The following is a 22,672-nucleotide window of genomic DNA, read 5'->3' as shown; positions in this document are numbered from 1 at the left end:
TACCCCGCTCTGATGGGTGCCGACCTTGGTCGGCACGGGGTAGGAATCCACGCATGGAGTGGATCTACCGGCGGGTGGTGGCAACCATCAGGAGAGCGCTCGCAGCCAACACCGCAGCAGCCCAAAGCGTGGCGTATGGCCCGACACCATCCAGCAGCCGTCCACCGCCCCACGCGCCAAGCGCGATGCCGATATTGAACACGCCTACATACAGGGCGGTGGCGATCTCCACGGCCTGCGGCACCGCTTTCATCATCCAGCTCATCAGGCCCACCGATACGCCGCCATAGGCCAGGCCCCATAGCAGCAGCACCGCAATGCCACCGCTCGGCGTGCCCCCCAGCCACAGCAACAGCAGCGGCGTCAGCAGCAGGCCCGATGCGATCGCCAGCAACGTACCGCGCGGATGGCGCGCTGCCAGCGGCCCGGCAATGAAGTTGCCGGCGATGCCGGCCAGGCCGTAGGCAAACAACAGTGCACCGATCCACGACGCCTCCACGCCCGAGACGGACGTCAGCAGCGGCCGCACGTAGGTGAAGGCGATGAAGTGCCCGGACACCAGCAGCACGGTCAGCCACAGGCCACGCCGCAGGTCGCGCTGGCCAAGCTGCTGCACGAACTGCCGCAGCCGCACCGATGTACTTACAGGTAACGCAGGAACCACCCGCAGATGCAGCAGCATCACCGCCGCACTGAACAACGCCATCGCTGCAAAGGCGCTGCGCCAACCCAATGCATCCCCGATCAGCGCGCCCAACGGAACGCCCAGCACCGACGCTGCGGCCACGCCGCCGAAGATGATCGAGGTAGCCAGGCCGATGCGGTCAGCCGGCACCAGGCGCGCAGCCAGACCGCCGGCGATGGCCCAGATGCCGCCCATGCAGAACCCCACCAGCACCCGTGCGGCCAACAGCCAGCCGATGCCCGGTGCCAGCGCCGACGCGAGGTTGGCGACCAGCAGGAGCGCAAGCAGCGCGCACAGGATGCGACGGCGATCAATGCCACCGGCTGCGATCACCACCAGCGGTGCGAACACTGCCGCCAGCAGGGCCGGCAGCGAGATCATCAGGCCGGCGGTGCCGGTGGACGCGCCGAGATCTTCGGCGATCGGGGTCAGCAGGCCGACCGGCAGCATTTCGGTGGTGACCACCGAGAACGTGGCGAGGCCGACGGCGGAAACCGACCACCACGGATGACGAGGCACAGTCGCGGCGTGCGCAGGCGATGAAGCGCTCACGGGACGATTCCTTCAGGGGATGTGGTCGAGGCAGACGGGCGCAGTGCACGTTGCGCGAGCACGGCGAACAGCAGCACACCACCGCCTGCCACCAGCGCAACAGCAAAACCGCTGCGCACGCCCCCCGCATCGACACCCTGCCCGGACAGTGCCGCGCCCAGCGCCACGCCGATGTTCAATCCGGCCAGCAACCAGGTCATGCCTTCGGTCAGGCGCGATTCGGGCACGTACTGTTCGACCAGCGACATCGCAACGATCATCGTCGGCGCGAAGAACACCCCGGCCAGCAGCACGGCAACGGCCAGGGCAGGCAGGCTGCCGACCCACAGCAGCGGTAGCGTGGCCAATGCAGTGGCCGCTGCTCCGGTCAGCAACAGGCGCGGCAACGGGATCTGCAGCTTCTGCGCACCAAACAGCAGGCCCGCCGCGCAGCTGCCCAGCGCATAGGCCGACAGCACCCAACTGGCAGCCAGTGGCTGCCCGCGCTGTTCGGCGAAGGCCACGCTGGTGATGTCGACGGTACCGACAATCACACCCATCGCCAGCATCAGCAACGCCAGCAGGCGGATCTCCGCTTGCCGCAGCAGCGAGCGCGAGGGTGTTGCGCCTTCGCAGCGCTGCAGCGGTGGTTCGGTACCGCGTTGCAGAACCAGTGCGGTCACCCCGAGCACCAGCAGCAGGGCGGCGGCCAGCACGCCGGCCTGCGGCCATACCGCCACCGACAACCCGACGGACAACGGTGGCCCGGCGATGAAGGTCACCTCGTCGAACACGGTCTCCAGCGAATACGCGGTCTGCAGCTGCGGGCGCCCGTGATGGATCGCGGTCCAGCGCGCGCGCACCATCGCCGACACGCTGGGCATGCAACCGGCCAGCATCGCCGCAATGAACAGCGTCCAGTCCGGCGCGGCCAGCAGCGTGCACGCAAGCAGCAACAGCAACCCCGCCGCACTGGCCGCGGTGGCCCACGGCAGCACCCTGCCCTGCCCGCGCCGGTCGACCCAGCGCGATACCTGCGGCGACAGCAACGCGTAGGTCAGCACGAAGGTGGCCGACACCGCACCGGCCAGTGCATAGCTGCCGCGCAGCTGGGACAGCAGGGTGATGATGCCGATACCGGTCATCGGTAGAGGAAGGCGTGCCAGCAGCCCGGCCAGGGCGAGGCCGGCGGTGCCGGGGGCAGCGAACAGGTCGCGATAGGGGGTGGCCATCAGGATCTCCAGGGCAGCGACTTGCCTGGCGCACCGAGCGCCACGACAATACATACAGAGCGTATGAATAAGAGGCTACATTCATACGTGCCGTATGTAAATAATCATGCACTGTGTATGTAAGGAGCTCCGGATGGTTCGTCGCACCCGCGCCGAGATGGAAGAAACCCGCGCCACCCTGCTGACCACCGCCCGCCGGGTGTTCAGCGCGCATGGCTATGCCGCCACCTCGATGGACGACCTGACCGCCCAGGCCGGGCTGACCCGCGGCGCGCTGTACCACCACTTCGGCGACAAGAAGGGTCTGCTGGCGGCTGTCGTCGCCCAGCTCGATGCCGAGACCGACCTGCGCCTGCAGGCGATCAGCGATGGCGCGGATGATGCCTGGGACGGCTTCGTGCAGCGTTGCCGCGCCTATCTGGAGATGGCACTGGAGCCGGAGATCCAGCGCATCGTGCTGCGCGATGCGCGCGCGGTACTCGGTGGCGCCTCACCGGAATCGCAGCGGCACTGCGTGAACTCGATGCAGCGCCTGATCGAGCAGCTGATTGCCGAGGGTGCGGTGGCGCCGGTGGATGCGCAGGCGATGGCGTCGCTGATCTACGGCAGCCTGGCCGAGGCCGCGTTCTGGATCGCCGAGGGCGAGGATGGCGACGCGCGCCTGCAGCAGGCGACGGCGGCGCTGGAGATGCTGTTGCGTGGGTTGAAGTCGACCGGGTAACTCCCATCCACGCATGGCGTGGACTTACTGCGGAATCCGCTCTGGTAGAGGCCAACCTTGGTTGGCGCTTCTGCGGCACCGCGCGAAATGCGTGCCAACCAAGGTTGGCACCTACCAGGCAACCGCGGGCCACTCGCGCAGTACATCCACCGGCACGCCCACGCGCGTGCAGGCGCGGCTGGCGAGGCCATCGGGCAGCGCGCGGCGGAACAGCGGCGCCATGCCCTGCATCAGCTTCGCCGACGCTGCAGCTTGTGCGCGCTGGCGCGCATTGCGTTCCAGCATGCCCTCGGCCCAATCCGGCAGCAGCGCCGCACCGGCGCCGAGGAACACTTCGCGCGACAGACCCGGCACCGGTACCGGCAGGCGCACGCCGGACAACACCTCCAGCACTTCGCGCGAGCGTTCGTCGACGCGCAGCTCCGGCTGCCGCGCACAGAAGTACGCCGCCACTTCCGCTTCGCTGCGCGGCACATCCACCGCACCCAGCGCTTCGGCCACGCGGCGGTACTCGTCGTAATAGCGATCGGCGATGTGCGCCGGCACCTCGCGCCCGTAACGACGGAAGCCCTGCAGGAAACCGAAGGCTTCGGTCACGTGCACCCAGGTCAGCAGCTGCGGATCGTCCGCCGCATAGGGCTCCCCCTGCGCGGTCTGGCCGCGGATCTGCGCATGGATGCGGCGTACCTTGGCCACAAGCGCCTCCACCTCGCCGCGGGGCGCATAGCTGGTGCCGGCAACGAAGGCGGTGGTGCGGCGCAGGCGTCCCACCAGGTCCTGGCGGAAATTGGAGTGGTCGTAGACGCCGGCCAGCGCGCGCGGGTGCAGGGTCTGCAGCATCAGCGCACACAGGCCACCGGCCAGCATCGAGGGGAATTCCGCATGCAGGCGCCAGGTGACGCTGTCGGGGCCGAACCAGCCCGGGTCTCCCAGCGGGTGGTCGTAATCGATGCCGCTCTGGCCACGCGGGAAGGCCTCCAGTACCCAGCGCCGGATAGGCGCGGTCACGGGGCGGGAAAGTCGCTGCAGCAGAGCCGGCATCACAGGTCCAGGAAAGGCGGAAGAGCGGCCGCAGGTTGCGCGGTCGGCCCCGATTCTGGGCGATCACGACGCCGACGGCGAGCCTCCGCGCTCAGCCACGGTTTCATGTGCAGCCGCAGCACGTTTCACCCTGCGACATCCTGTCGCAGGCTGCGACCATGATGTTGCGATGCAGCAACATTCACCCATTCAGACAAAACCCTTACGCCGCTAGGCATTGCGCCCATTGCACGGCTCGCTGGAAGTGCTAGAACTGAACCCGCCACACCGTCCAACGCTGATCGACGCACGTTCCACAAGGAGCCAGCCATGATTGCTTTGTTCAAGGGTTTGGGACTACTGCTTCGCGACAACGAGCTCTACAGCAGCCCGTTCGAAAAACAGGTCGCGCACTGGCGCAGCCTCAGCGAGCAGCAGATCCGCGATGAAGTGGCTGTGCTGGCCCAGGCCAAGTGCCAATGGCTGATCGCCTCGATCGTCGGCTGGCAGGCGGCCTCGCTGCTGATCCTCGGGCTGATCACCAACTACCTGTGGCGCGACGATTACCACATCACCTTCACCCGCGTGGTCGTGGTGTTCGGCTCATGGATCTCGATCCTGTTCGTGATCTGGTTCATGGCCAACATGTTCGACCGCACCGCCGGTTTCGAGCGTTGGATGAAGGCCTTCAACAGCCGCGCCCGCATCAGCTCCAAGGCCGACAGCGTCGAGAACGTGGCCGAGGCACTGGACCTGGCCGAGCACTACCCGGAAGTGCTGGACTACAAGCAGGCCGTCACTGCCAAGCGCGAGCTGCGCCATGAGGACATCCGCATCATGACCGAGATCGGGCGCATGAAGCAGCACTCAGAACTGGTCGGCCGCCTGAACCATGTGGGTGAGAACGAGCACCACCACGACCTGACACTGCAACCTGCCTACTGATCCTTCAGGGAAGCGGGGGGGCCCACAATGCCACCGTGATCACTCACGGTGGCATTGTTCTATCGGGTCCTGGCTGACGCATTGGTGGAAGCCCCTGGGCAGGTGACGCATCGCCTCGGTCTTTCCCACCGCCACCGCGAACCGACGCAACGGCGGCGTGGCACACGCGGCCCCGCTGCTGCATGCAGGGTCCAGCACCACGTAGTGGCAGTGGCCACTGCTGCTGGCGATGCACTGGAACCGCGCCTCGCCATCGACCACGGTGCGTTTGCTGTACAGCGTGTCCACGCCGTTGGCATTGGTACGGGTGATCGAGGTTTCGCTGGACTTCTCGCAGCCGGCCAACGACAGCGCAGCAACGCAGGCAAACAGGAACAGGCGCATGGTGCCTCCAGGGTGCGGCTACATGCCGCGGAACAGGCTCATGAACGGTTGGCTGACCACCAGCGTCTCCGTACGCCCACGCAGGCGCAGCACCCCGCGCCCGGTATCGTCGCGGCTGACCGCTGCCACCGCCTTCATGTTGACGATGGTCGAGCGATGGATCTGGCGGAAGTGCTGCGGATCGAGCACTTCCAGCAGCTCGCGCAACGGTGTGCGCAGCAGGCTCTCACCGGCCGCGGTCATCACGGTGGTGTACTTGTTGTCAGCACGGAAATAGGCCACGTCTTCCAGCATGATCAGCTGCGTCTCGCGGCCGTTGCTGGCGGTGATCCAGGCCAAGGGCGGGCGCTCTGCCGCCCTCTGCGACGGCCCCAGGCGCTGAAGCAGGCGTTCGAGTACGGCATCGTCCTGGCGCGTTGATGGCAGCCGCGACAGGATGCGTTCGCGCGTGGCCAGCAGGCGCTCATCGCTGACCGGCTTCAGCAGGTAGTCCATCGCACCCTGCTCGAACGCGTCGATGGCGTACTGGTCGTAGGCGGTAACGAACACCACCTGGGTGCGCGGGCTCAGTTCGGACAGCGAACGGGCCACTTCAATGCCACTGATGCCGGGCATGCGGATATCGAGGAAGGCGATGTCCGGCTGTTTCTCGGCCAGCTGTTCCAGCGCACTGGCGCCATCCTCGCACTCGGCCACCAGCTTCAGGTCCGGCCACAACCGGCCCAGCTGCTCGACCAGCGACTGCCGCAGCAGTTCCTCGTCTTCGGCAATGAGCGCCTCAAGCGGCATGGCTGCGCTCCTTGCTCGACTGCGGCAGGGTCATGGTCGCGGCCACGCCGCTGGGGAAGTTGGCGACGATCGCCACGCCGGCCTGTTCGCCGCAGGTCAGGCGCAGGCGCTCGCGCAGGTTCTTCAGGCCGATGCCGGTACCGCTGGTGCCCTGGCCGAAGCCGAGGCCATCGTCGGCCACCGTCACCGTTACATGGTCATCGAAGCCACGCGCCAGGATCCAGATCGTGCCACCGCCGGGCTTCGGTTCCAGGCCATGCTTGATCGCGTTCTCCACCAGCGTCTGCAGCGCCATCGCCGGCAGCTGCACGCCGTGCAGTTCGTTCGGTACCTGCACCTCCACCCCCAGCCGTGCGCCCATGCGGATACGCAGGATCTCCAGGTAGGCACGGGTACGCTCCAGCTCCACGCCCAGCGTGGACAGCGATTCGTCCACCTGTGGCAACGAGCTGCGCAGGTACTGGATCAGGTGGCCCAGCATCTGGTCAGCACGTGCCGGGTCGGTGCGGGTCAGCACCTGCGCGTTGGCCAGCGTGTTGTAGAGGAAGTGCGGTTCCACCTGCGCGTGCAGCAGGTTCAACCGGGCCACCGACAGCTCCTTTTCCACCTGGGTCTGCTCGGCCGCGGCCTGCTCGTCGCGACGCTGGTCGGCAACACGGCGGCTGATCGCGCGGGTGACCGCTTCGGCGTTCTCGAAGTTGCTGCCCTCATCCAGTGCCAGCAGGTCGGCCCACCAGCCGGCATCCGGCTCAAACAACAGGGTGACGGTACTGGTGCCCTGCCCCGGCGTGACCGTCGCCAGCACGCTGTTGCGCTTGATCGCCAGCCGTGCCGGCAGGTTCCAGCGCGATGGCTGGCGGCCGTTCCAGGCATCCACGCGGCGCACGTAGGCCCGCACCTGCAGGCTGCCGGCCGAACTTTCCACGTCTTCAACGCGCGGCAGTTCAGCGATGGCCGCTTCCACCACCGAGAATGCCTGGCCGGCATCCATCGGCAGTTCCACCTGGCGGCGCTGGCGGCCGGAGAGCGTGGTCGAATCCAGCCGGCCGGCGACCAGCCAGACGCGGCGTACATGGGTAATCGCGCTGCCCAGCGCGGAAATCATCAGGAACATCACCAGCAGCCCGAACACCCAGCCAGGGCCGTCATTCATGCCGCTGAAAATGCCGCTCCAGACCATGCCGGCGACGAACAGCGCCGCAGCCCAGGCCAGCAGGTGACGAAGCAGGAGAGAGAGGCTGGCGAACACGGCGGCGCCTTGGAGGAAGGGGGTGAGCCGAGCATAGGGCGGCCCGCCGGGCAAACAAGCGGGTTGCGACGAAGGGCCGGAAAGCGGGGATGGAAGCCATTCTGGTAGAGCCGGCCGCTGGCCGGCCCACCATTATCTCCGCATGCATCACAGGGTTGCCGGCCAGCGGCCGGCACTACGCGGAGGCGCCGGGCAAGCCCGGCGCGTTGCCTTATTTGCGCTGGTCGGCGCTGGCGTCACGCACGGCGCGGAACGATTCGTCCTTGCTCCAGTTCGGCCAGCTGCGCGAGTTGGCCAGCTGGTTGCCCAGCGTGTACAGCACTTCCAGGTCGCGGGCGGCACCGGCGAACACCCAGTCCGGCTGCCACTCGTCGCCCTGCTGGTGGTAGCGCTTGGCGGTGTAGTCCTCAGAGGCCTTCTTGCCTGCGGCCACGCCACCGTCCACCCAGTCCTGGCCGGCCGACCAGGACAGCGCCGGCACGCCACGCTTGGCGAACGGGAAGTGATCGGAGCGGAAGAACAGGCCCGCTTCCGGCTTCGGGTCCGGCGTGTAGCGGATATCCCAGCCCTTGGCCACGTCCTTCAGCTGGTCCAGCAGCTCGAAGCGCGCGGCACCGTAGATGCCGAAATCACGCGACGGCCCGAACGGCGCCATGCCATCCATGTTGATCACCGCCACGGTCTTTTCCAGTGGATACAGCGGATGGGTGGCGTAGTACTCCGAACCCAGCAGGCCCTTTTCCTCGGCGGTGACCGCCAGGAACAGCAGCGAACGCTGCGGGCGCTTGGCCTTGGCGAAGCCACGGGCCAGTTCGATCAGCGATGCGGTGCCACTGGCGTTGTCCAGAGCGCCATTGAAGATCCGGTCGCCACGTGCGTCGGGCTCGCCCACGCCGATGTGATCCCAGTGCGCGCTGTAGACGAGGGTCTCGTCCGGGTGGCTGCTGCCTTCCAGGCGTGCGGCCACGTTGTGCGAGGTGATCACTTCGGTCTTCACCGCGTACTTCGCGTCCAGGCTGGCGCCGGTCAGCGGCACCGGGGTGAAGTCGCGCTGCTGCGCCTTCTTCTTCAGCGCCTCGAAGTCCTGCCCGGCCGAGCGGAACAGCTCCACGGCCAGGTCGCGCTGGATCCAGCCTTCCAGCAGCGGGTGGCTGTCGGCCGGGTTGTCGCGCACCACATCGAACATGGTGTTGGTGTTGGAACCGGCCACGGTGGCCCAGCCGTACGACGCCGGTGCGGTCTCGTGCACGATCAGCACGCCCAGCGCGCCCTGGCGGGCGCCTTCTTCGTACTTGTAGGTCCAACGGCCGTAGTAGGTCATGCCCTTGCCGTCGAAATCACCCTGGCCGGTCTCGAAGTCCGGGTCATTGATCAGCACGACGGCGATCTTGCCCTTCAGGTCCACGCCCTTGAAGTCATCCCAGTTGCGCTCCGGGGCCTTCACGCCGTAGCCGAGGAACACCAGCGGGGCCTTGCTGATGTCGACGTTGCTGGCGCCGTTCATGGCAGCGCGCACGGCGATCTGCTTGCCCTGTTCCAGCGCAACGGTCTTGCCGCCCTGGTGCAGCGCCAGCTGCGGTGCGCCGACGATGTCGCCCTTGCGCAGCGGCACCGCCTGGGTCCACAGGCGCTTGCCGTCCTTGAGGTCACCGCCCGGCTGCAGGCCGGCGTCGGCGAACTGCTTGCTGAGGAAGGCGATGGTCTTCTCTTCGCCGGCGGTGGCCGGGGAGCGGCCTTCGTAGGCGTCGGAGGCCAGTTCCTTGACGTCGGCGGAGATCCGCGCGCCATCGAATTTCGGGGTGGCCGCCATCAGTGCGCTCGACACCGACAGGGCCAGCACGCCCAGTACTACTCGTTTCATTGCTCTCTCCAGCAGGGAAATCCTTCTGGAGTGTAAGGGGTTCGGCAGGGCTGCGCCCTGCACCTGCCGAAGCCAGGGCAACAGCAACAGCAACAGCCGAAGCAACAGCGGGAGCTGGCTTCCTCAGGGTAGGCGGGGTAGGTCCGGTTGCGGGGGACGCTGCAAGTACGTCCATGTAAGCTCGGTCGCCGCATCCATGCGGCTCACGCCCCCGCAACCGGACCCACCCCGCCTTCGACAGGTTCCCGCTGCTGTTGGTGGGTGTCGACCTTGGTCGACACGCCGCTGTTGGTAGGTGTCGACCTTGGTCGACACACCGCTGTTGGTGAGTGCCGACCTTGGTCGACACACCGCTGTTGGTAGGTGTCGACCTTGGTCGACACGGACGGAAACAAGAAGGGGTCAGTTCCCTTTCCCGGTGGGAAAGGGCTCTGACCCCTTCTGTGTGCTGCCTTGGCGTGTTACCAGTTCGGGTCTTCGGCCGGGGCGGCAGCGGGCTTGGGCTTCGGCTTGGCCGCCGGGCGCGCGGCGGCAGCCGGTGCAGCCGAGGCCGTTGCGCCGGCAGCGGCAGCGGCAGCAGCCGGCTTGCTTCCCAGCTTCTGGCGCAACTCAATCTGGCCCGGACGGAAGCCGCCGCGCATGGCGTCGACACCGTCTTCGATGGTGCCGTACGAGGTCTGTGCGGCCACGCGGTCGATGCGGATGGTGCAGCACGGGTGTTCGCTGCGGCCCAGCGAGCGACCGGTCTGCGGGTCCTTCAGTTCTTCGCCCAGGCGCACGGCCTGCCAGCGCTGGCCGGCCTGCACGGTGTCACCGCCCTGGCTCAGCACCACCTGGTCTCCGTCCACCGAAACCACCGACACCGGGAACAGCGTGGTGACGATGGTGGTGCCGATCTGGCCGGACAGCGATTCCATCATCGCCGCGGCCATGTTGCGGCCATTGACCACGCGCGGCAGGGTGCTCGGGCCAGTCGAGGCCAGCTGGTGGTCGAAGCTGTCGGACATCACCACCTGGCCGGTGGTGGCGTTGATCAGGCGCAGGGTGATGCGGCCGCCACCGGAGTACGAGGTCACCTGGCGGTCGGACATGCGCAGGTTGCGCACGCTGCGCGGGTACTCGAAGCGTTCGATGGTCGGGATCAGGATCAGGTCGGTAGCCAGCTGCTGGCCCACGCGTGCGGTGTCCTGCAGGCGCACGTTGCCACTGTTGATGTGGTCGATCTCGGCCTGCAGTTCGTCGCCGAACTCGCGGTCCAGCACGATGAAGCGCTGGGTCTGGGTCAGCGTGTCGGACAGGCGCGCGCGGATCGCGTCGGCCACTTCGTCCGCGTCCACGCGGCCGTCGCCCACGGCATAGCTTCCGGCCTTGGTGCGCGGCAGTGCAACCACGATCTTCGGCTTGCCCTGCTCGTCCGGCGCGCGGTACTGGGCAATCTGTGCGCGCACGCGCACCTTCCAGTAGCTGCGCATGCGGCGATGGGTCACGTCGGAATCGAACGAACTGGCGCCACGCTTGGCATCGACGTTGACCTTCTCGTCGTAGCTTTCCCTGACGCTGGCCGAGGCCGAACCGCTCTTGGCCGAGGCTTCGCCGGAGGCACTGGCCGACGCCGAGCCCTTGAAGCTCCAGCCTTCGTCGCTGGCGCGCACGCGGGCGATGGTTTCCTCGTCCAGCTGCCGCACTTCATCCTGCGACAGGATTTCATAGCCCAGCACCGCGCCCTGCGAGCCGGCGATCATCTGCTGGGTGAACGCGTCGGCGCGGATATCGCCGACGTGTTCGTCATCCACATCCACATGCAGGCCTGCACGCAGGCTCTGCATCTGGCTGGCCACGCGTACGCCGTTGACCTGCGCCACCGCCGACTGCAATGCCGCCAGCACCGCCAGTTCCGGGGTGCTGCCGATGCCGTCGGCTTCGCGCGCGACCTGGGTGGTGCCGCCGAAATCCGGCGTGCCACGCAGGGGCGCTGCTTCCACTGGCGCATTGCTGGCCAGTGCACTGGTTGCCTTGTCCTTGGCGGGCGCGGCGGCCGGGGTGTCCTGCTTGCCACAGGCTGCAAGCAGCGTGGCAGCCAGGCCCAGGCCGATCAAACGGTAGGTCATACGCATGGAGATTCGCCTCGGATCAGAGCGTGTCGAGCATCGAATCGGCGTTGGACGGCACCTTCACCTTGCTCTTCCTGGCGAAGGTCACGGCCGACTTGGTCGAACCGTACAGGCCCTGGATGAAGCCCGGCGATTCCTTGGCCACCCATGCACCTGCTGCCAGCTTGCGGCCGACGGTGGCCAGCTGGGTCGCGCCCAGGTTCTTCATGCCGGCGGTGAAGTTGCTGGCTTCGCCGCCCAGCTTCTGTGCTTCGGCCGCCGAGGACAGCAGCGAGACCAGGCCTTCGGCGTAGTGCTGCTTGGATTCAGCGTTCAGTTCCGGCTGTGCGGCCTGGCGCTCGTTGATCGCCGCCTGCGCAGCTTCACTGACCGACACCGACTTCTTCATCGCATCGACGCTGACCGAACCCGACGACAGCGCCTGGCGCTCGGCTTCCAGCAGCTGCACCTGCTCGGCCAGGCCGAAGGCGCGGGCAAACGAGGTCTGGGCCTGCAGCGAGTGCGACTGCGAGCTGACGAAACGACGCACCAGCGCTTCCTGCGCGGCTTCATCCGGAGCGGCGGCGCTGGAGGCGCTGCTGCTGGAGGTGCCGGTAGCGGCACCGGCCAGGTCCTTCAGCTTGCCCAGGCCCGCGTGGGCCGGCATCGACAGGGTGGCGGCAGCGATGGCCACGACAAGAGCGGTATTGCGGATCATATGAGTGTCCTTTGGGAGAGACGGCCGCGAAGCGGCACGTGGGAAATCGGTAACCCCAGGGCGATGCCGAGCGAGCTCGGCACCCACCGGGGTGGCGGATCAACGAACCGCCTTGACGTTCAGTTCGTTGATCATCTGCTGGGCAGCCTTTTCAGCCGCCAGCTGCAGCGCGTTGGTACGGGCGACGGTTTCGTTCGGGCCGGTACCGGAGAACTGCACCGGGCCCACCGACGACACGGTGCGCGGGAAGCGACCGGTCACATCCAGCACCTTGCCGGTGACGGTGACGAACACGCGGGTGTTGCCGCTGGCCGGGTCACGGTCGCGCATGCCGACGTCGAGGGTGCCGACGGCGATGTACGGGATGTTGGCCGCACGGATGCCGTTGGCGGTATCACGCAGGGTGGCCGGGGCCAGGTCGTTGCCGGTGCTGAAGTCCTTGCGGATACGCTCGATGCTGAGCAGGCCGCGCGATTCGCCTTCCACGTATTCGGCTTCAACCACTTCGTAGCCGGCGGCGCTGAAGGCGCCGGTCATCGCGGTGTTCACTTCGGCGGCGTTGGCCACCTTCCAGCTGATGTTGTCGCTGCGCTGGGTGGTGCTGCCGCCGCTGGTGACCGACATCGAACCGTTCTGGTTGATGCTGCCGTTGGTGCTGACCGAGTTGCCGCGGAAGCTGTCGCCTTCACGGGTGTTCTCGCTGTAGCTGCTGCTGGCGTCGACGCGGCGGTATTCCTTGTCCTGGAACGACTGCACGGTGTCCTGCGAGCGCGCCATGAACAGGAAGGTCAGCAGCGAGCGCTGCGCGGCGGTGGCACCGGCCACGGCCGAGCCGGCATCCAGCTTGGTCTGCAGCAGTGTGGTGTTGATCTCGGCGCGGACGGTGACGGTGTAGGTCTTGGCCTTCTTGTCTTCGGTGTCCGACAGCTGCACGGCGCTGAGCACGTAGCGGTCGATCTCGCCGATGAACTCGGAGCGACGTGCTTCGAACAGGCGCAGCTTGGCCGCACCGGTTTCGGCGATGTACGCCTCCAGTGCATTGACCTTGGCCTTGTTCAGGGCCTGGGCGCGGGTGTCGGCACTCAGGCGCAGGCCGTAGCTGGCCGAACCGGTACCGCGTGAACTGGCGGTCTGTGCAGCGACCGGGGAGGCCACCACCAGGGCGATGAGGATGAGCAGGATGGTACGCATCAACGACATGACTTGATCAACTCCTGGAGGGCTTGGGTCTGCTGCTGCAACGGGCGGCCGCCCGGCTTCTGTTCGTCCAGCCAGCCGCGCGAATCGGCGCGCTTGGCGGCGGCGCCGGCGAAGGCGTCGAAGCCGGCCAGCAGGGTTTCGTAGCTGGCCGACCACTGGTCGACCTGCCACTGCGTGACCGGCACCACCTTGGTGGCACCCTTGCGCAGCGGCTGTTCGAAATAGACCTTGCCGGAGAACGGCTCGGTCACCTTGGCGGTGAAGAACGCGCCGAACAGCATCGTCTTCATCGCCGGCGTTTCTTCGATCACGCCGTTCTTCAGCGCATCCACCTGCAGGTTGATGACGTAGTCCGGCTCGGGAATCTTCAGCTGGTAGACCTTGCCGTCGGCAAAGCGCGCCGCCATCGCACCACCGATCGCCTGGCCCGAGGCCGGCGGCAGCAGGCCGACGCCGGTATTGGACGACAGCGTCTTGGACAGCTCATGGGCCAGCGTGGCGCGCAGCGGGGCTTCCCACTTCGGGTCGGGCAGCTTGGCGCGGACCACGTCGGACAGGGTTACGCCACCGACCTGCAGGCGACGCACGGCGGCATCGGGCAGCCTGGCCTGGGCGAGGCTGGCAGCCAGCACCTGCGACAGGCTGGTATCGGCGCTGCCATACAGGAGATCGGCGACGATCGCGTCGATATCGTCGTTGTCCGGCCGGTAATCCTGCACGTCGATGCGCTGCAGGGTAAGCGGATAGGACGCGATCACCTGGCGCTCGCGGAAATCGAAGAACAGCGCCTGCAGCGCCACTTCCACCAGCACCTTGTACTGGTCACCGATCGGCTCGACCGAGACCAGTTCGCGGTCCAGTGCCGCGGCCAGCACTGTCGCACTGGTGGTGCCGTCGAGCATCGCCACCGGCTGGTCGATCAGCTGCAGGTGGGCCGGGGCGCGGCGCTTGAGCGACTGTGCCAGGGCCTGGTTCAACGGGATCAGGCCGCGCTGTTCCAGCACCGCATGCGCATGCGGTGTGGTCGCCTGCACGGCAGCGGCATCAGCGGTATAGGCAAAACCGGCCCAATAGGCCTGCTGTGATTTGTCTGCCGCCTGTACGGCCATCGGCCATACGGCCAGGCACAGGGCACAGGCAAGCAGGCGCGCAAAAGCGCGCGATGCGCTCTTCGTCCTTGAATACATCCAACCGCTCCTCGGTCAATACGCATGGAAAGTGGACGCTGACGCGTCCGCTGGGCGCGAAACATAACGGCTCGCGGGCCCGCCGACAAGTGCTGCCTTCGTCGAGGTCACTCCGTGGGAGGCAGGCCGGCCCGTTGCCGCAGCAGGCCCCGCTCTGCCTGGTTCTGGCTGAGTCTGGCGGCTTCCGCAAAAGCGTGACGTGCGTCCAGGTCGCGCCCCAGCGCCTGTAGTAACTCCCCGCGCACCACCTGCAGCGGCGCGTACTCACGCAGTCGCGCGTCCACCAGCAACGGCTGCAGCTGCGCCCACGCCGCGAAGGCACCGTCACTGCGCAGCACCGCCACGACCCGGTTCAATGCAACAACCGGCGAGGGCTGCACCTGCAGCAGCTGCGTATAGAGCGCTGCGATGCGCGGCCAGTCGGTATCCTCGGGGCGGCGCGCCGCTGCATGGCACGCTGCGATACGCGCCTGCAGTACATAGGGATCATCAGCGCCACCGGCGGCCAGCGCGCGCGCCAGCACCTGCTGCCCGCGTTCAATCTGCAGCCAGTCCCAGCGCGCGCGGTTCTGCTGGTCCAGCAGTACCGGCACGCCCTGCGCATCGGTCCGTGCCGCGGCACGCGAGGCCTGCAGCTCCATCAGCGCCAGCAGGCCCAGCACCGGCGGCACCGGCAGCCGGTGCGCCAGGATGCGCGCGAGCCGCAATGCCTCCTCGCACAGCGCCGGACGCATCCAGTCATCACCGGCACTGGCCGCATAGCCTTCGTTGAACACTAGGTAGATCGCTTCCAGCACCGAAGTGAGCCGCTCGGGCATCGCGTCAGCACGCGGGACCTCGTAGGGCACCTGCTTCTGCGCCAAGGTGCGCTTGGCGCGCACGATGCGCTGGGCGATGGTCGGCTCGGGCTGCAGGAACGCGCGCGCGATCTCGACAGTGGTCAGGCCACCCAGCAGGCGCAGGGTCAATGCCACCCGTGCATCGGCCGGCAGCATCGGATGGCAGGCCACGAACATCAGCCGCAGCAGGTCGTCACCCAGATCATCTTCCAGCGCTTGACTGTCATCGGGCGCCGGCAGCGGCGCCGGATGCAGCTCCTCGCCCCACTGCGCATGCTGCTGCGCCACCCGCTGGTGCTGGCGCAGCACATCAATGGCACGGTTGCGCGCAGTGGTCATCAGCCAAGCTCCGGGGTTGTCCGGGATGCCCTGCTCCGGCCAGCGCTCCAGCGCGGCCAGCCAGGTGTCCTGGGCCAGCTCCTCGGCGCGGCCGACATCGCCCCCGAGCAGCCGCGCCAGGCGCGCGATCAACACCGGCGACTCCATCCGCCAGAGGGTTTCCAGACGCTGCGTCAGTGCGGGCTCGAGCATGCGCCGATCACAGCACGCACGCCCGGCCCGCACAAGCGCCGCAGCTCACGCTTCAACTATCGGCTTGAAGCCACCCCAGAACATGCGCTTGGTATCGAACGGCATGTCCTTCGGGCCCAGTGACGCCAGCCGCGGGTCCGCCATTACTTTCGCGTTGATACGGTCGCGCGCCGCGCGCGAACGGAACACCACGAAGGCGACGATCACCGTTTCGCCCGGTTTTGCCTTGACCGCACGCGGAAACGACGTGCTCTTTCCCGGTTCCACATCGTCAGCCACGCATTCCATGTACTGCAGCGCGCCCTGGTCCTTCCACACCGCACCGGCCTTGCGGGCAAGGCCGCGGTAGGCCGCCACCTTGTCCTGGGGGCACGGCAGCACGTAAGCATCCACGTAAGCCATGAGGATTCTCCCTGCGGCGGCCGTCAGCCCGGCTCGCCGTCCATGTGTGCGATTTCCCAGAGATGGCCATCCAGATCCTGGAAGCCGCGCTGGTACATGAAGCCCAGGTCGCGCGCCGGCTGCGGTTCGCTGCCGCCGGCGGCCAGTGCCTTGTCCACCAACTCGTCAACTGCCTTGCGACTGGGTGCCGAGAGTGCGTTGATCACTTCCGTGTGGGTGTGCGCATCGGCAATCGGCTTGTTGGTGAACTGCTGGAAAAAAGGCTGGGTCAGCAGCATCACGTAGATGCTCTCGCTGATGACCATGCCTGCCGCGTCATCGTTGGTGTAAGTTGGATTGAAGCTGTAGCCCAGCGCGGTGAAGAAGGCCTTGGATTTCTCCAGGTCCTTCACCGGAAGATTGACGAAGATCATCTGCGGTTGCGGTGCATTCATCGGTGAAGCTCCTTGTGGATGAAAAGAAGAGGGATCAGGGCTGCTTCATGCAGTTGACCATCCACGGCTTGCCGTAGCGGTCGATCAACATGCCCCAGCGGTGCGCCCAGAACGTTTCGGCGATCGGCATCTGCACCTGGCCACCGTCGGCCAGCGCGGCGAACACGCGTTCGGCTTCTTCGATGCTGTCGACGTCGACATTGATGGTGGTCGAGCCACCCTCGCCACCGCCGGGACCGTCGGCCGCCATCACGATGGCGCTACCGATTTCCAGCTGGCTGTGCGCGACGTGGTCCAGGGTTTCCGGCGGCATCTCGTTGCAGCCTGGCGAACCATCGGAGGGCGGCATGTCGCGGTATTTCATTTCCGAAGTGACCTGACCACCGAGTGCCTTGGCATAGAACGCCATCGCCTCATGGGCCTGGCCGCTGAAGCCGAGGAAGGGAATCAATTTCATGGCAATGCTCCGTCGTGGATTTCAGGGTGGTAGCGCCGGGCCATGCCCGGCGGGGGAAATGAATCGGGTCAACCTTCCAACTGTGCACGCAGACGCTGTTCCTGCTGCTGTAATTCCGGGGTGAAGGCTTCACCGAAGTCTTCGGCGGAGATCAGCGGGCGCAGCTCCAGCGTGCCGCCTGTGTTGAACGGCGCGCGGCTGGCCCATTCAACGGCCTCGTCCAGCGAACGCACGTCCCACAGCCAGAAGCCGGCGATCTGTTCGCTGGCAGGACCGAACGGACCGGCCTCGACCTTGGGTGCCGCGCCGCCGAAGTGAATGCGTCGGCCGCGCTGGGTGGCGTGCAGGCCTTCACCGGCCAGCATGATGCCGGCGGCCACGAGCTGTTCGTTGAAGGCGCCCATTTCGGACAGTTCCTGTTCGCTGGGCATGCGGCCGGCTTCGGAGTCGGCGTTGGCCTTCACGATCACCATCACTTTCATTGCGGTCTCCCGTGGGGACGCGTGGTGCGTGCCCTTCACTGGGTACAACGAACCAGGGGGCTGGGAATCGACACGTCTTTTGAAAATTATTTCTTCCGTGGAAAGCGCGCCTTCGGCGGGAGTCGGCGAACGGCGGAGCCCCTCCGTGGTGGGTGGGTTGGTCGCTGAAAGCTGGTTTCCTGTGGGTGGGCCGGGCGGGTGGGATTGGCGGGGACGCCGTAAACCCGTCCATGGGGGCTTAGCCGCGGCATCCATGCCGCGGATACCCCGCCAACCCCACCCGCCCGGCCCCAGACAGATTCCGGTGGCCGAACCACCACGGGAAGATCAAGAAAAAAGGCAGAAGCAACAGCAACAGCAACAGCGGGTGGCTGGCGACCTCGGCTTTGCGAGCGGAGCGACCCGCTTTTGCTCTTGTTGTTGATCTCCCGTGGTGGGTCAGCCGCAGAGATCTGTCCAAGGCCGGGTGGGGAGGCAGGGCAGGGGCGTGAGCCGCATGAATGCGGCGACCGAGCTTACATGGACGTACTTGCAGCGCCCCCTGCCCTGCCTCCCCACCCGGCCAAATCCAAGAACCCGAGCTTTCAGCGACCAACCCACCCCACCACGGAGGGGCTCCGCCGTTCGCCGATCGCCCGCCGCAGGCGGCCTTTCGCGCTGCAGCATGCCGGCAGGCAAACCTGCGCCATCATGGACACCCCGCCCCCCCGCCAGGATCGTGCCATGCAGCAGTACCTGCTTCTGATCTACATCGAGCCTGCCCTGCTGCAGGCCCTGCCCACCGAAGAATTCAACGCGCTGATGCGCGACTGCCTCGCCCACGCCGACAAACTGCAGGCGGAAGGCACGCTGCTGGCCGCGCAGAAGCTGCAGCCGGTCGACACCGCGCAGACCCTGCGCGTGCGCGATGGCCACAGCCGTGTATTGGATGGCCCGTTCGCCGAGACCCGCGAACTGCTGGCCGGTTTCAACCTGATCGTCGCCCGCGACCGCGACGAAGCCATGCGCGTCGCCCGCGACTTCCCGTGGGCGCGCTTCGGCAGCATCGAAGTGCGGCCGCTGGAAGACATGGACGCCGAGCGCGAACGCTGCGGCGCCCCGGCTGCGGCTATGGCAGCAGCCGTACTCTGATCTCGCGCGGACCCACGCCTTCGTTGCCGCTGTAGTCGCGCACGCTGGCGCGCACGGTGTACTCGCCCGGTGGCAATGCCGCCGGCTGCCAGCGCCCGGTTTCCATCAGGCCATCACGCACGGTGTTGGTGGCCAGGTAGCGGAAGCGGGTTACCGCACTGCCATGCACGGTGATGCCGCTGTCCGGCGCATAGGCCACGCGCACCGCTTCGTTCTGCGGCGGCATGCGGTTGAACACGATGTTCCAGCGCGGCTGCTCATAGCCCTGCAGCGGCTGTCCGCCGGCATCGAGGATCTGGTAGCCCACCTGGTACATGCCCAGCCGGCGCCGCGGCAGGTTGTTGTCAACCTGGTCCCACGCCTCGACCACGATCTGCACGCCACGTCCCTGCCGCGCCAGCATCACCACGCCGTCGCTGCCAGCCGCCAGCGGCTGGTCGTTGTCGTCCAGCAGCGCGACATCGGTGATGCGCGGTGCGAAGTGGTCGGCGTAGTTATGGAAGCCCAGCGCCACGGCGTTGGTTTCGAAGCCGCCGGTGCCCACCGCCAGGTGCACGTGCGCCTGGTTGTTGATGCTGCCCAGGCGATCGCCGACGTGGATGCGCGTGCCGCGACGCACCCGCATGCGCTCCAGCTTGCCCTGTTCGTCGTACAGCGCCTGCCAGCGCGCATCGAACGGCTGGTCGCGCGGGGTGCGGCCGACCCGCATGTGGATGTACTTGAGGCGGTCCACTGCCAGGCCCTCGGCCTGCCCCCCCAGGCTCCACGCCGCTACCGGGCTGCTGATCTTGCCATCGGCGATCGCCAACACGGTCTGGCCGACATCGCCGCGCACATCGAAACCGCCGTGCAGGTGGTGGCGGCTCTCGCCCTTGAAGTTGCCGCGCACCTCGCCCAGCGTGCCGACCACTTCATGCCAGCCGTCCTGCGGTGCCAATGGCCAGCGCCCACCGGTGTCCGGCAATGCTGCATCGGCAGCGGGCCCGACCAGCGCCGGTGCCGGCAGGTCACCCACCGGCAGCGGGCGCAGGCGGTGCAGGCGATAGCTGGCGGAATCGGCGACCAGCACGCTGCCATCGGCATCCATCGCCAACCCACTGGGGCGGGCCAGGCGTGGCAGGCGGCCGTTGCCCACCAGCGCGATCTGGTGGCCCTGCGGTGTTACCTGCACGATGCGGCCATCAAGGTCACCCACGTACAGCACGCCGTCGTGCGTGGTGGCCAGCGACAGCGGCCCATTGATCACGCCGCCATCGCCCAGCAGCGTGCTGACCATGCCGTCGGCACCGACCCGACGCACCGCGTTGTTGAACAGGTCGGCCACCAGCAGCGCGCCGTGCGCATCGAAGGCCAGCGCCACTGGTGTATCGAAGCGTGCATCGCCCGCCAGGCCATCGGCCAGCCCCGGGCGCTCGCCGCCGGCCAGGGTACGCACGTTGCCGTCGGTACCGATCACCCGGATGCGGTCGTTGAAGGTATCGGCCACATAGACCTGGCCCTGCGCGTCCACCGCGATGCCCATCGGTGCATCGAAGCGCGCCTGCGCGGCAGGGCCATCGGCGTAGCCCTGTTCGCCACCGGCCAGCGTGTTCACCTGGCCATCGGTGCCGATACGGCGGATCGCGTGGTTGCCGGTGTCGGCCACATACAGGTTGCCCTGCGCGTCGGCGGCGATGCCCGAGGGCGTATTGAAACTGGCCTGCAGTGCCGGGCCATCGATACGCCCCTCGCCCTGCCCGGCCACCGTTTCAACGCGGCCATCGGGAAGTCGACGACGGATCCGGTTGTTGTCACCGGCATCGGTGAAATAGACGCTGCCATCGGCACTGCGCAGCAACGCGTACGGATCGGCGAAACGCGCCTGCGCGGACGCGCCATCGCGGTCACCCGGGTGGCCATCGCCGGCCAGCGGCTCGATCTGCGCGGTCCACGCCAGCGGCGTTGGAACCGGACCTGCCGGTTCAGCCGGCGTATGCAGCGGCGTCTCCCACCAGGTCGCGGCCAGTGCCACTACGGTCGCCAACGCTACGCCTGCCGCCATCCATTGCCACCGTGCCATCGTGCTGCGCTGCCTGCCTGCTGTCTGAAGAGGCACCGACAATAGACGCTGAACGCAGGATCCGCCAAGGCCAAACGTACTGCCGGATACCAGAGTTCCATGCGTCGCGCTTGTTCTCCCTGGCTACAGCGGGTTCAATGCTCTTCCCACGGATGGAGATCCTCCATGCCCCGCATCTTCCCCCTCGCCGCCCTGCTGGTGGCCGCACTGGCCAGCACGCCGGCCTCCGCCTCGATCTCGGTGGCACCACAGAAGCCGTCAGTCACCGCCGATGCGATGCACCAGGCCTATGCCACGCGATGGGATGAGGCGATCCAGCAGTCACGCAGTGGCAACACGCTGGGCGCACTCATCGCGATGGAACGGCTGATGGAAGATCCGATGCTGGATGACTTCGATGCTGAACATCGCGGCCGCGCCGCGCAGGTGGCCGGCTGGACCGCGATGGTGCAGAAGAAGCCGGACCAGGCTCGCCGCTATCTGCAGCGCGCGCAGGAGGCACTGCCGGACGATGCGCAGATCCTGCTGACCCTGGTCTCGGTGGAACTGTCCGAGAACCAACCGGCGCCTGCCACCAAGCACCTGGTGCAGGCGCTGAAGCATGCCGATGCGCCGTTGCCGGTGGACCACCACGCGATCAACTACCTGCAGTTCCGCCTGCGGGACCAGCCGCAGCAGCGCATGGAACTGCTGCAGGCACTGTTCGACAACGGCTGGAAGAGCGGCGGCCTGGAACCCACCGGACTGTGGCTGGCACTGGCCACGCTGCAGGCCGACAACGGCCGTGGCGAGGCCATCCCCGCGACCCTGGCCCGCATCTCCGCGCCCGCCGAAATCATCCGGCTGCGCAGTGACAAGCGCTTCGATCCCTATGTCGACCGCGCCAACCCGCGCTTTGATCCCGTGCAGGCTGCACAGAAGCACCTCGACGAACTGCGGGTTTCCGGCCTGCTCGACCGGGCGCTGGACGCGCGCATGGCCGAGTTCAGCAGCACGCTGCTGATGCTGGACCGCAACGAGGAAGTGCTGGCGCTGACCGATGGCATGGCCGCTGCGGCCGCCGAAGGCGAGGCGCCTTCGGCGGCGGAAGCCGAATGGGTGGCATGGCTACTCAACAGCCGGCTTACGGCGCTGCGCCGGCTGGGTCGCAACGAGGATGCGCTGGCGGCAGCCAAGCTGGCCGCACGCATCGGCGCACTGGGCCCCGATGGTGCCGAGCACCAGTTCAACGTCGGCTTCGTGTTCAGTTCGCTGGGCCGCATGCAGGATGCCGCCACGGCAGTGAATGACATGCCGGGCCTGGCCGGTTACGGCAAGGCAGCCCAGGCACTGCTGCAGTTCGTTGCCGCCCGTGAACGTGGCGATGCCAAAGCCGAACAGGCCGCGCGTGCAGCGATCCTGGCCCAGGGCGATGATGCGCGCCTGTTCCAGCGCGAAATGCTGCTGGACGAGGGCAATCTCGACGGCGCAGCTGCCGTGCTGATCGAACAGTTGCGCTCACCCGTTGAACGCGGTGAAACGCTGGCCAGCCTGCAGGACATGCGCACCTATCCGTCGCTGCCCGGCGACGTGAAGATCGATGCGGCCTGGCGTGCGCTGAAGCAGCGCGCCGACGTGCAGGCCGAGGTTGCCCGCCTGGGCCGCATCGAACGCTACGAACTGGTCAGCACCTCCACCTCGCGCTGAGCAAGCTCCCATGTAGAACCACGTGCGTGCAGCACCACC

Annotated in this window: 21 protein-coding genes; 4 read left to right on the top strand and 17 right to left on the bottom strand. The window is 67.2% G+C overall.

Annotated features, from left to right (window positions below):
* Positions 1 to 64: 64 nt before the first annotated feature.
* On the bottom strand, positions 65 to 1,237 hold the full coding sequence (locus tag ACZK3W_RS02140) for an MFS transporter (RefSeq protein ID WP_293796145.1): 1,173 nt from the start codon (positions 1,235 to 1,237) through the stop codon (positions 65 to 67).
* Entirely contained in the window at positions 1,234 to 2,448 is a 1,215-nt protein-coding gene (locus ACZK3W_RS02135) for an MFS transporter (RefSeq protein WP_180837551.1), read from the bottom strand. The genes ACZK3W_RS02140 and ACZK3W_RS02135 overlap by 4 nt, the downstream gene beginning before the upstream one ends.
* 133 nt (positions 2,449 to 2,581) lie before the next feature.
* Here ACZK3W_RS02135 and ACZK3W_RS02130 point away from each other — a divergent pair, with 133 nt between their 5' ends.
* Entirely contained in the window at positions 2,582 to 3,169 is a 588-nt protein-coding gene (locus tag ACZK3W_RS02130; RefSeq protein WP_253143380.1) for a TetR/AcrR family transcriptional regulator, read from the top strand.
* Between the two features lie 111 nt (positions 3,170 to 3,280).
* Here ACZK3W_RS02130 and ACZK3W_RS02125 read toward each other — a convergent pair whose 3' ends face one another.
* Positions 3,281 to 4,210, bottom strand: a complete 930-nt coding sequence (locus tag ACZK3W_RS02125; protein WP_478450377.1) for an oxygenase MpaB family protein — start codon at positions 4,208 to 4,210, stop codon at positions 3,281 to 3,283.
* Between the two features lie 309 nt (positions 4,211 to 4,519).
* Here ACZK3W_RS02125 and ACZK3W_RS02120 point away from each other — a divergent pair, with 309 nt between their 5' ends.
* Positions 4,520 to 5,134 carry a hypothetical protein gene (locus tag ACZK3W_RS02120; protein WP_032128761.1) on the top strand — a complete coding sequence of 205 codons (615 nt, stop codon included), beginning with the start codon at positions 4,520 to 4,522 and terminating at the stop codon, positions 5,132 to 5,134.
* Positions 5,135 to 5,173: 39 nt separating this feature from the next.
* Here ACZK3W_RS02120 and ACZK3W_RS02115 read toward each other — a convergent pair whose 3' ends face one another.
* The 13 genes from ACZK3W_RS02115 to ACZK3W_RS02055 all read right to left on the bottom strand — a co-directional run bounded on the left by ACZK3W_RS02115 (position 5,174) and on the right by ACZK3W_RS02055 (position 17,757).
* Positions 5,174 to 5,518, bottom strand: a complete 345-nt coding sequence (locus tag ACZK3W_RS02115) for a hypothetical protein (RefSeq protein ID WP_253143378.1) — start codon at positions 5,516 to 5,518, stop codon at positions 5,174 to 5,176.
* An 18-nt stretch (positions 5,519 to 5,536) separates the two neighbouring features.
* The gene (locus tag ACZK3W_RS02110) at positions 5,537 to 6,307 is read right to left on the bottom strand and encodes a LytR/AlgR family response regulator transcription factor (RefSeq protein WP_032128763.1); all 771 of its coding nucleotides are present in this window, start codon (positions 6,305 to 6,307) and stop codon (positions 5,537 to 5,539) included.
* Positions 6,297 to 7,556, bottom strand: coding sequence for a sensor histidine kinase (locus ACZK3W_RS02105; RefSeq protein ID WP_049398329.1), 1,260 nt, complete (start codon positions 7,554 to 7,556; stop codon positions 6,297 to 6,299). Before ACZK3W_RS02105 ends, ACZK3W_RS02110 begins: the two co-directional genes overlap by 11 nt.
* Before the next feature lie 211 nt (positions 7,557 to 7,767).
* Positions 7,768 to 9,417: a M28 family metallopeptidase gene (locus tag ACZK3W_RS02100; protein WP_346487126.1), complete on the bottom strand. Its 1,650-nt coding sequence runs from the start codon at positions 9,415 to 9,417 to the stop codon at positions 7,768 to 7,770.
* Between the two features lie 461 nt (positions 9,418 to 9,878).
* Complete coding sequence (locus tag ACZK3W_RS02095; RefSeq protein ID WP_478450376.1) at positions 9,879 to 11,531, bottom strand: CsgG/HfaB family protein; 1,653 nt, start codon at positions 11,529 to 11,531, stop codon at positions 9,879 to 9,881.
* 16 nt (positions 11,532 to 11,547) lie between these two features.
* Positions 11,548 to 12,225 (bottom strand): hypothetical protein, encoded by a 678-nt coding sequence (locus ACZK3W_RS02090; protein WP_154262149.1) that lies wholly within the window; start codon positions 12,223 to 12,225, stop codon positions 11,548 to 11,550.
* Positions 12,226 to 12,324: 99 nt separating this feature from the next.
* Positions 12,325 to 13,425, bottom strand: coding sequence for a hypothetical protein (locus tag ACZK3W_RS02085; protein WP_049398326.1), 1,101 nt, complete (start codon positions 13,423 to 13,425; stop codon positions 12,325 to 12,327).
* Positions 13,416 to 14,612 (bottom strand): hypothetical protein, encoded by a 1,197-nt coding sequence (locus tag ACZK3W_RS02080; RefSeq protein WP_100437774.1) that lies wholly within the window; start codon positions 14,610 to 14,612, stop codon positions 13,416 to 13,418. Before ACZK3W_RS02080 ends, ACZK3W_RS02085 begins: the two co-directional genes overlap by 10 nt.
* A 107-nt stretch (positions 14,613 to 14,719) precedes the next feature.
* On the bottom strand, positions 14,720 to 15,982 hold the full coding sequence (locus ACZK3W_RS02075; protein ID WP_478450375.1) for an RNA polymerase sigma factor: 1,263 nt from the start codon (positions 15,980 to 15,982) through the stop codon (positions 14,720 to 14,722).
* Between the two features lie 45 nt (positions 15,983 to 16,027).
* Entirely contained in the window at positions 16,028 to 16,384 is a 357-nt protein-coding gene (locus ACZK3W_RS02070) for a DUF1428 domain-containing protein (protein WP_293796168.1), read from the bottom strand.
* A gap of 23 nt (positions 16,385 to 16,407) precedes the next feature.
* Positions 16,408 to 16,818 carry a VOC family protein gene (locus ACZK3W_RS02065; RefSeq protein WP_032128772.1) on the bottom strand — a complete coding sequence of 137 codons (411 nt, stop codon included), beginning with the start codon at positions 16,816 to 16,818 and terminating at the stop codon, positions 16,408 to 16,410.
* 34 nt (positions 16,819 to 16,852) lie between these two features.
* The gene (locus ACZK3W_RS02060) at positions 16,853 to 17,275 is read right to left on the bottom strand and encodes a VOC family protein (protein ID WP_012509913.1); all 423 of its coding nucleotides are present in this window, start codon (positions 17,273 to 17,275) and stop codon (positions 16,853 to 16,855) included.
* A gap of 68 nt (positions 17,276 to 17,343) precedes the next feature.
* Positions 17,344 to 17,757, bottom strand: a complete 414-nt coding sequence (locus ACZK3W_RS02055; RefSeq protein WP_125892410.1) for a YciI family protein — start codon at positions 17,755 to 17,757, stop codon at positions 17,344 to 17,346.
* Positions 17,758 to 18,480: 723 nt separating this feature from the next.
* Here ACZK3W_RS02055 and ACZK3W_RS02050 point away from each other — a divergent pair.
* On the top strand, positions 18,481 to 18,888 hold the full coding sequence (locus tag ACZK3W_RS02050) for a YciI family protein (protein WP_049449291.1): 408 nt from the start codon (positions 18,481 to 18,483) through the stop codon (positions 18,886 to 18,888).
* On the opposite strand, the gene ACZK3W_RS02045 is transcribed toward ACZK3W_RS02050, so the two are convergent.
* Positions 18,866 to 20,947 (bottom strand): gluconolaconase, encoded by a 2,082-nt coding sequence (locus ACZK3W_RS02045; RefSeq protein ID WP_478450374.1) that lies wholly within the window; start codon positions 20,945 to 20,947, stop codon positions 18,866 to 18,868. The genes ACZK3W_RS02050 and ACZK3W_RS02045 overlap by 23 nt on opposite strands.
* Before the next feature lie 165 nt (positions 20,948 to 21,112).
* On the opposite strand from ACZK3W_RS02045, the gene ACZK3W_RS02040 reads away from it, so the two are divergent.
* A complete protein-coding gene (locus ACZK3W_RS02040) occupies positions 21,113 to 22,633 on the top strand; it encodes a tetratricopeptide repeat protein (protein WP_121504780.1) in 1,521 nt (506 codons plus the stop codon).
* The last annotated feature ends 39 nt before the right edge of the window (positions 22,634 to 22,672 follow it).

It is taken from the genome of Stenotrophomonas sp. 80084_Sma (assembly GCF_056481995.1).
The sequence above is the reverse complement of the archived record's forward strand: the minus strand, read 5'-3'. Positions and strand labels throughout refer to the sequence as shown.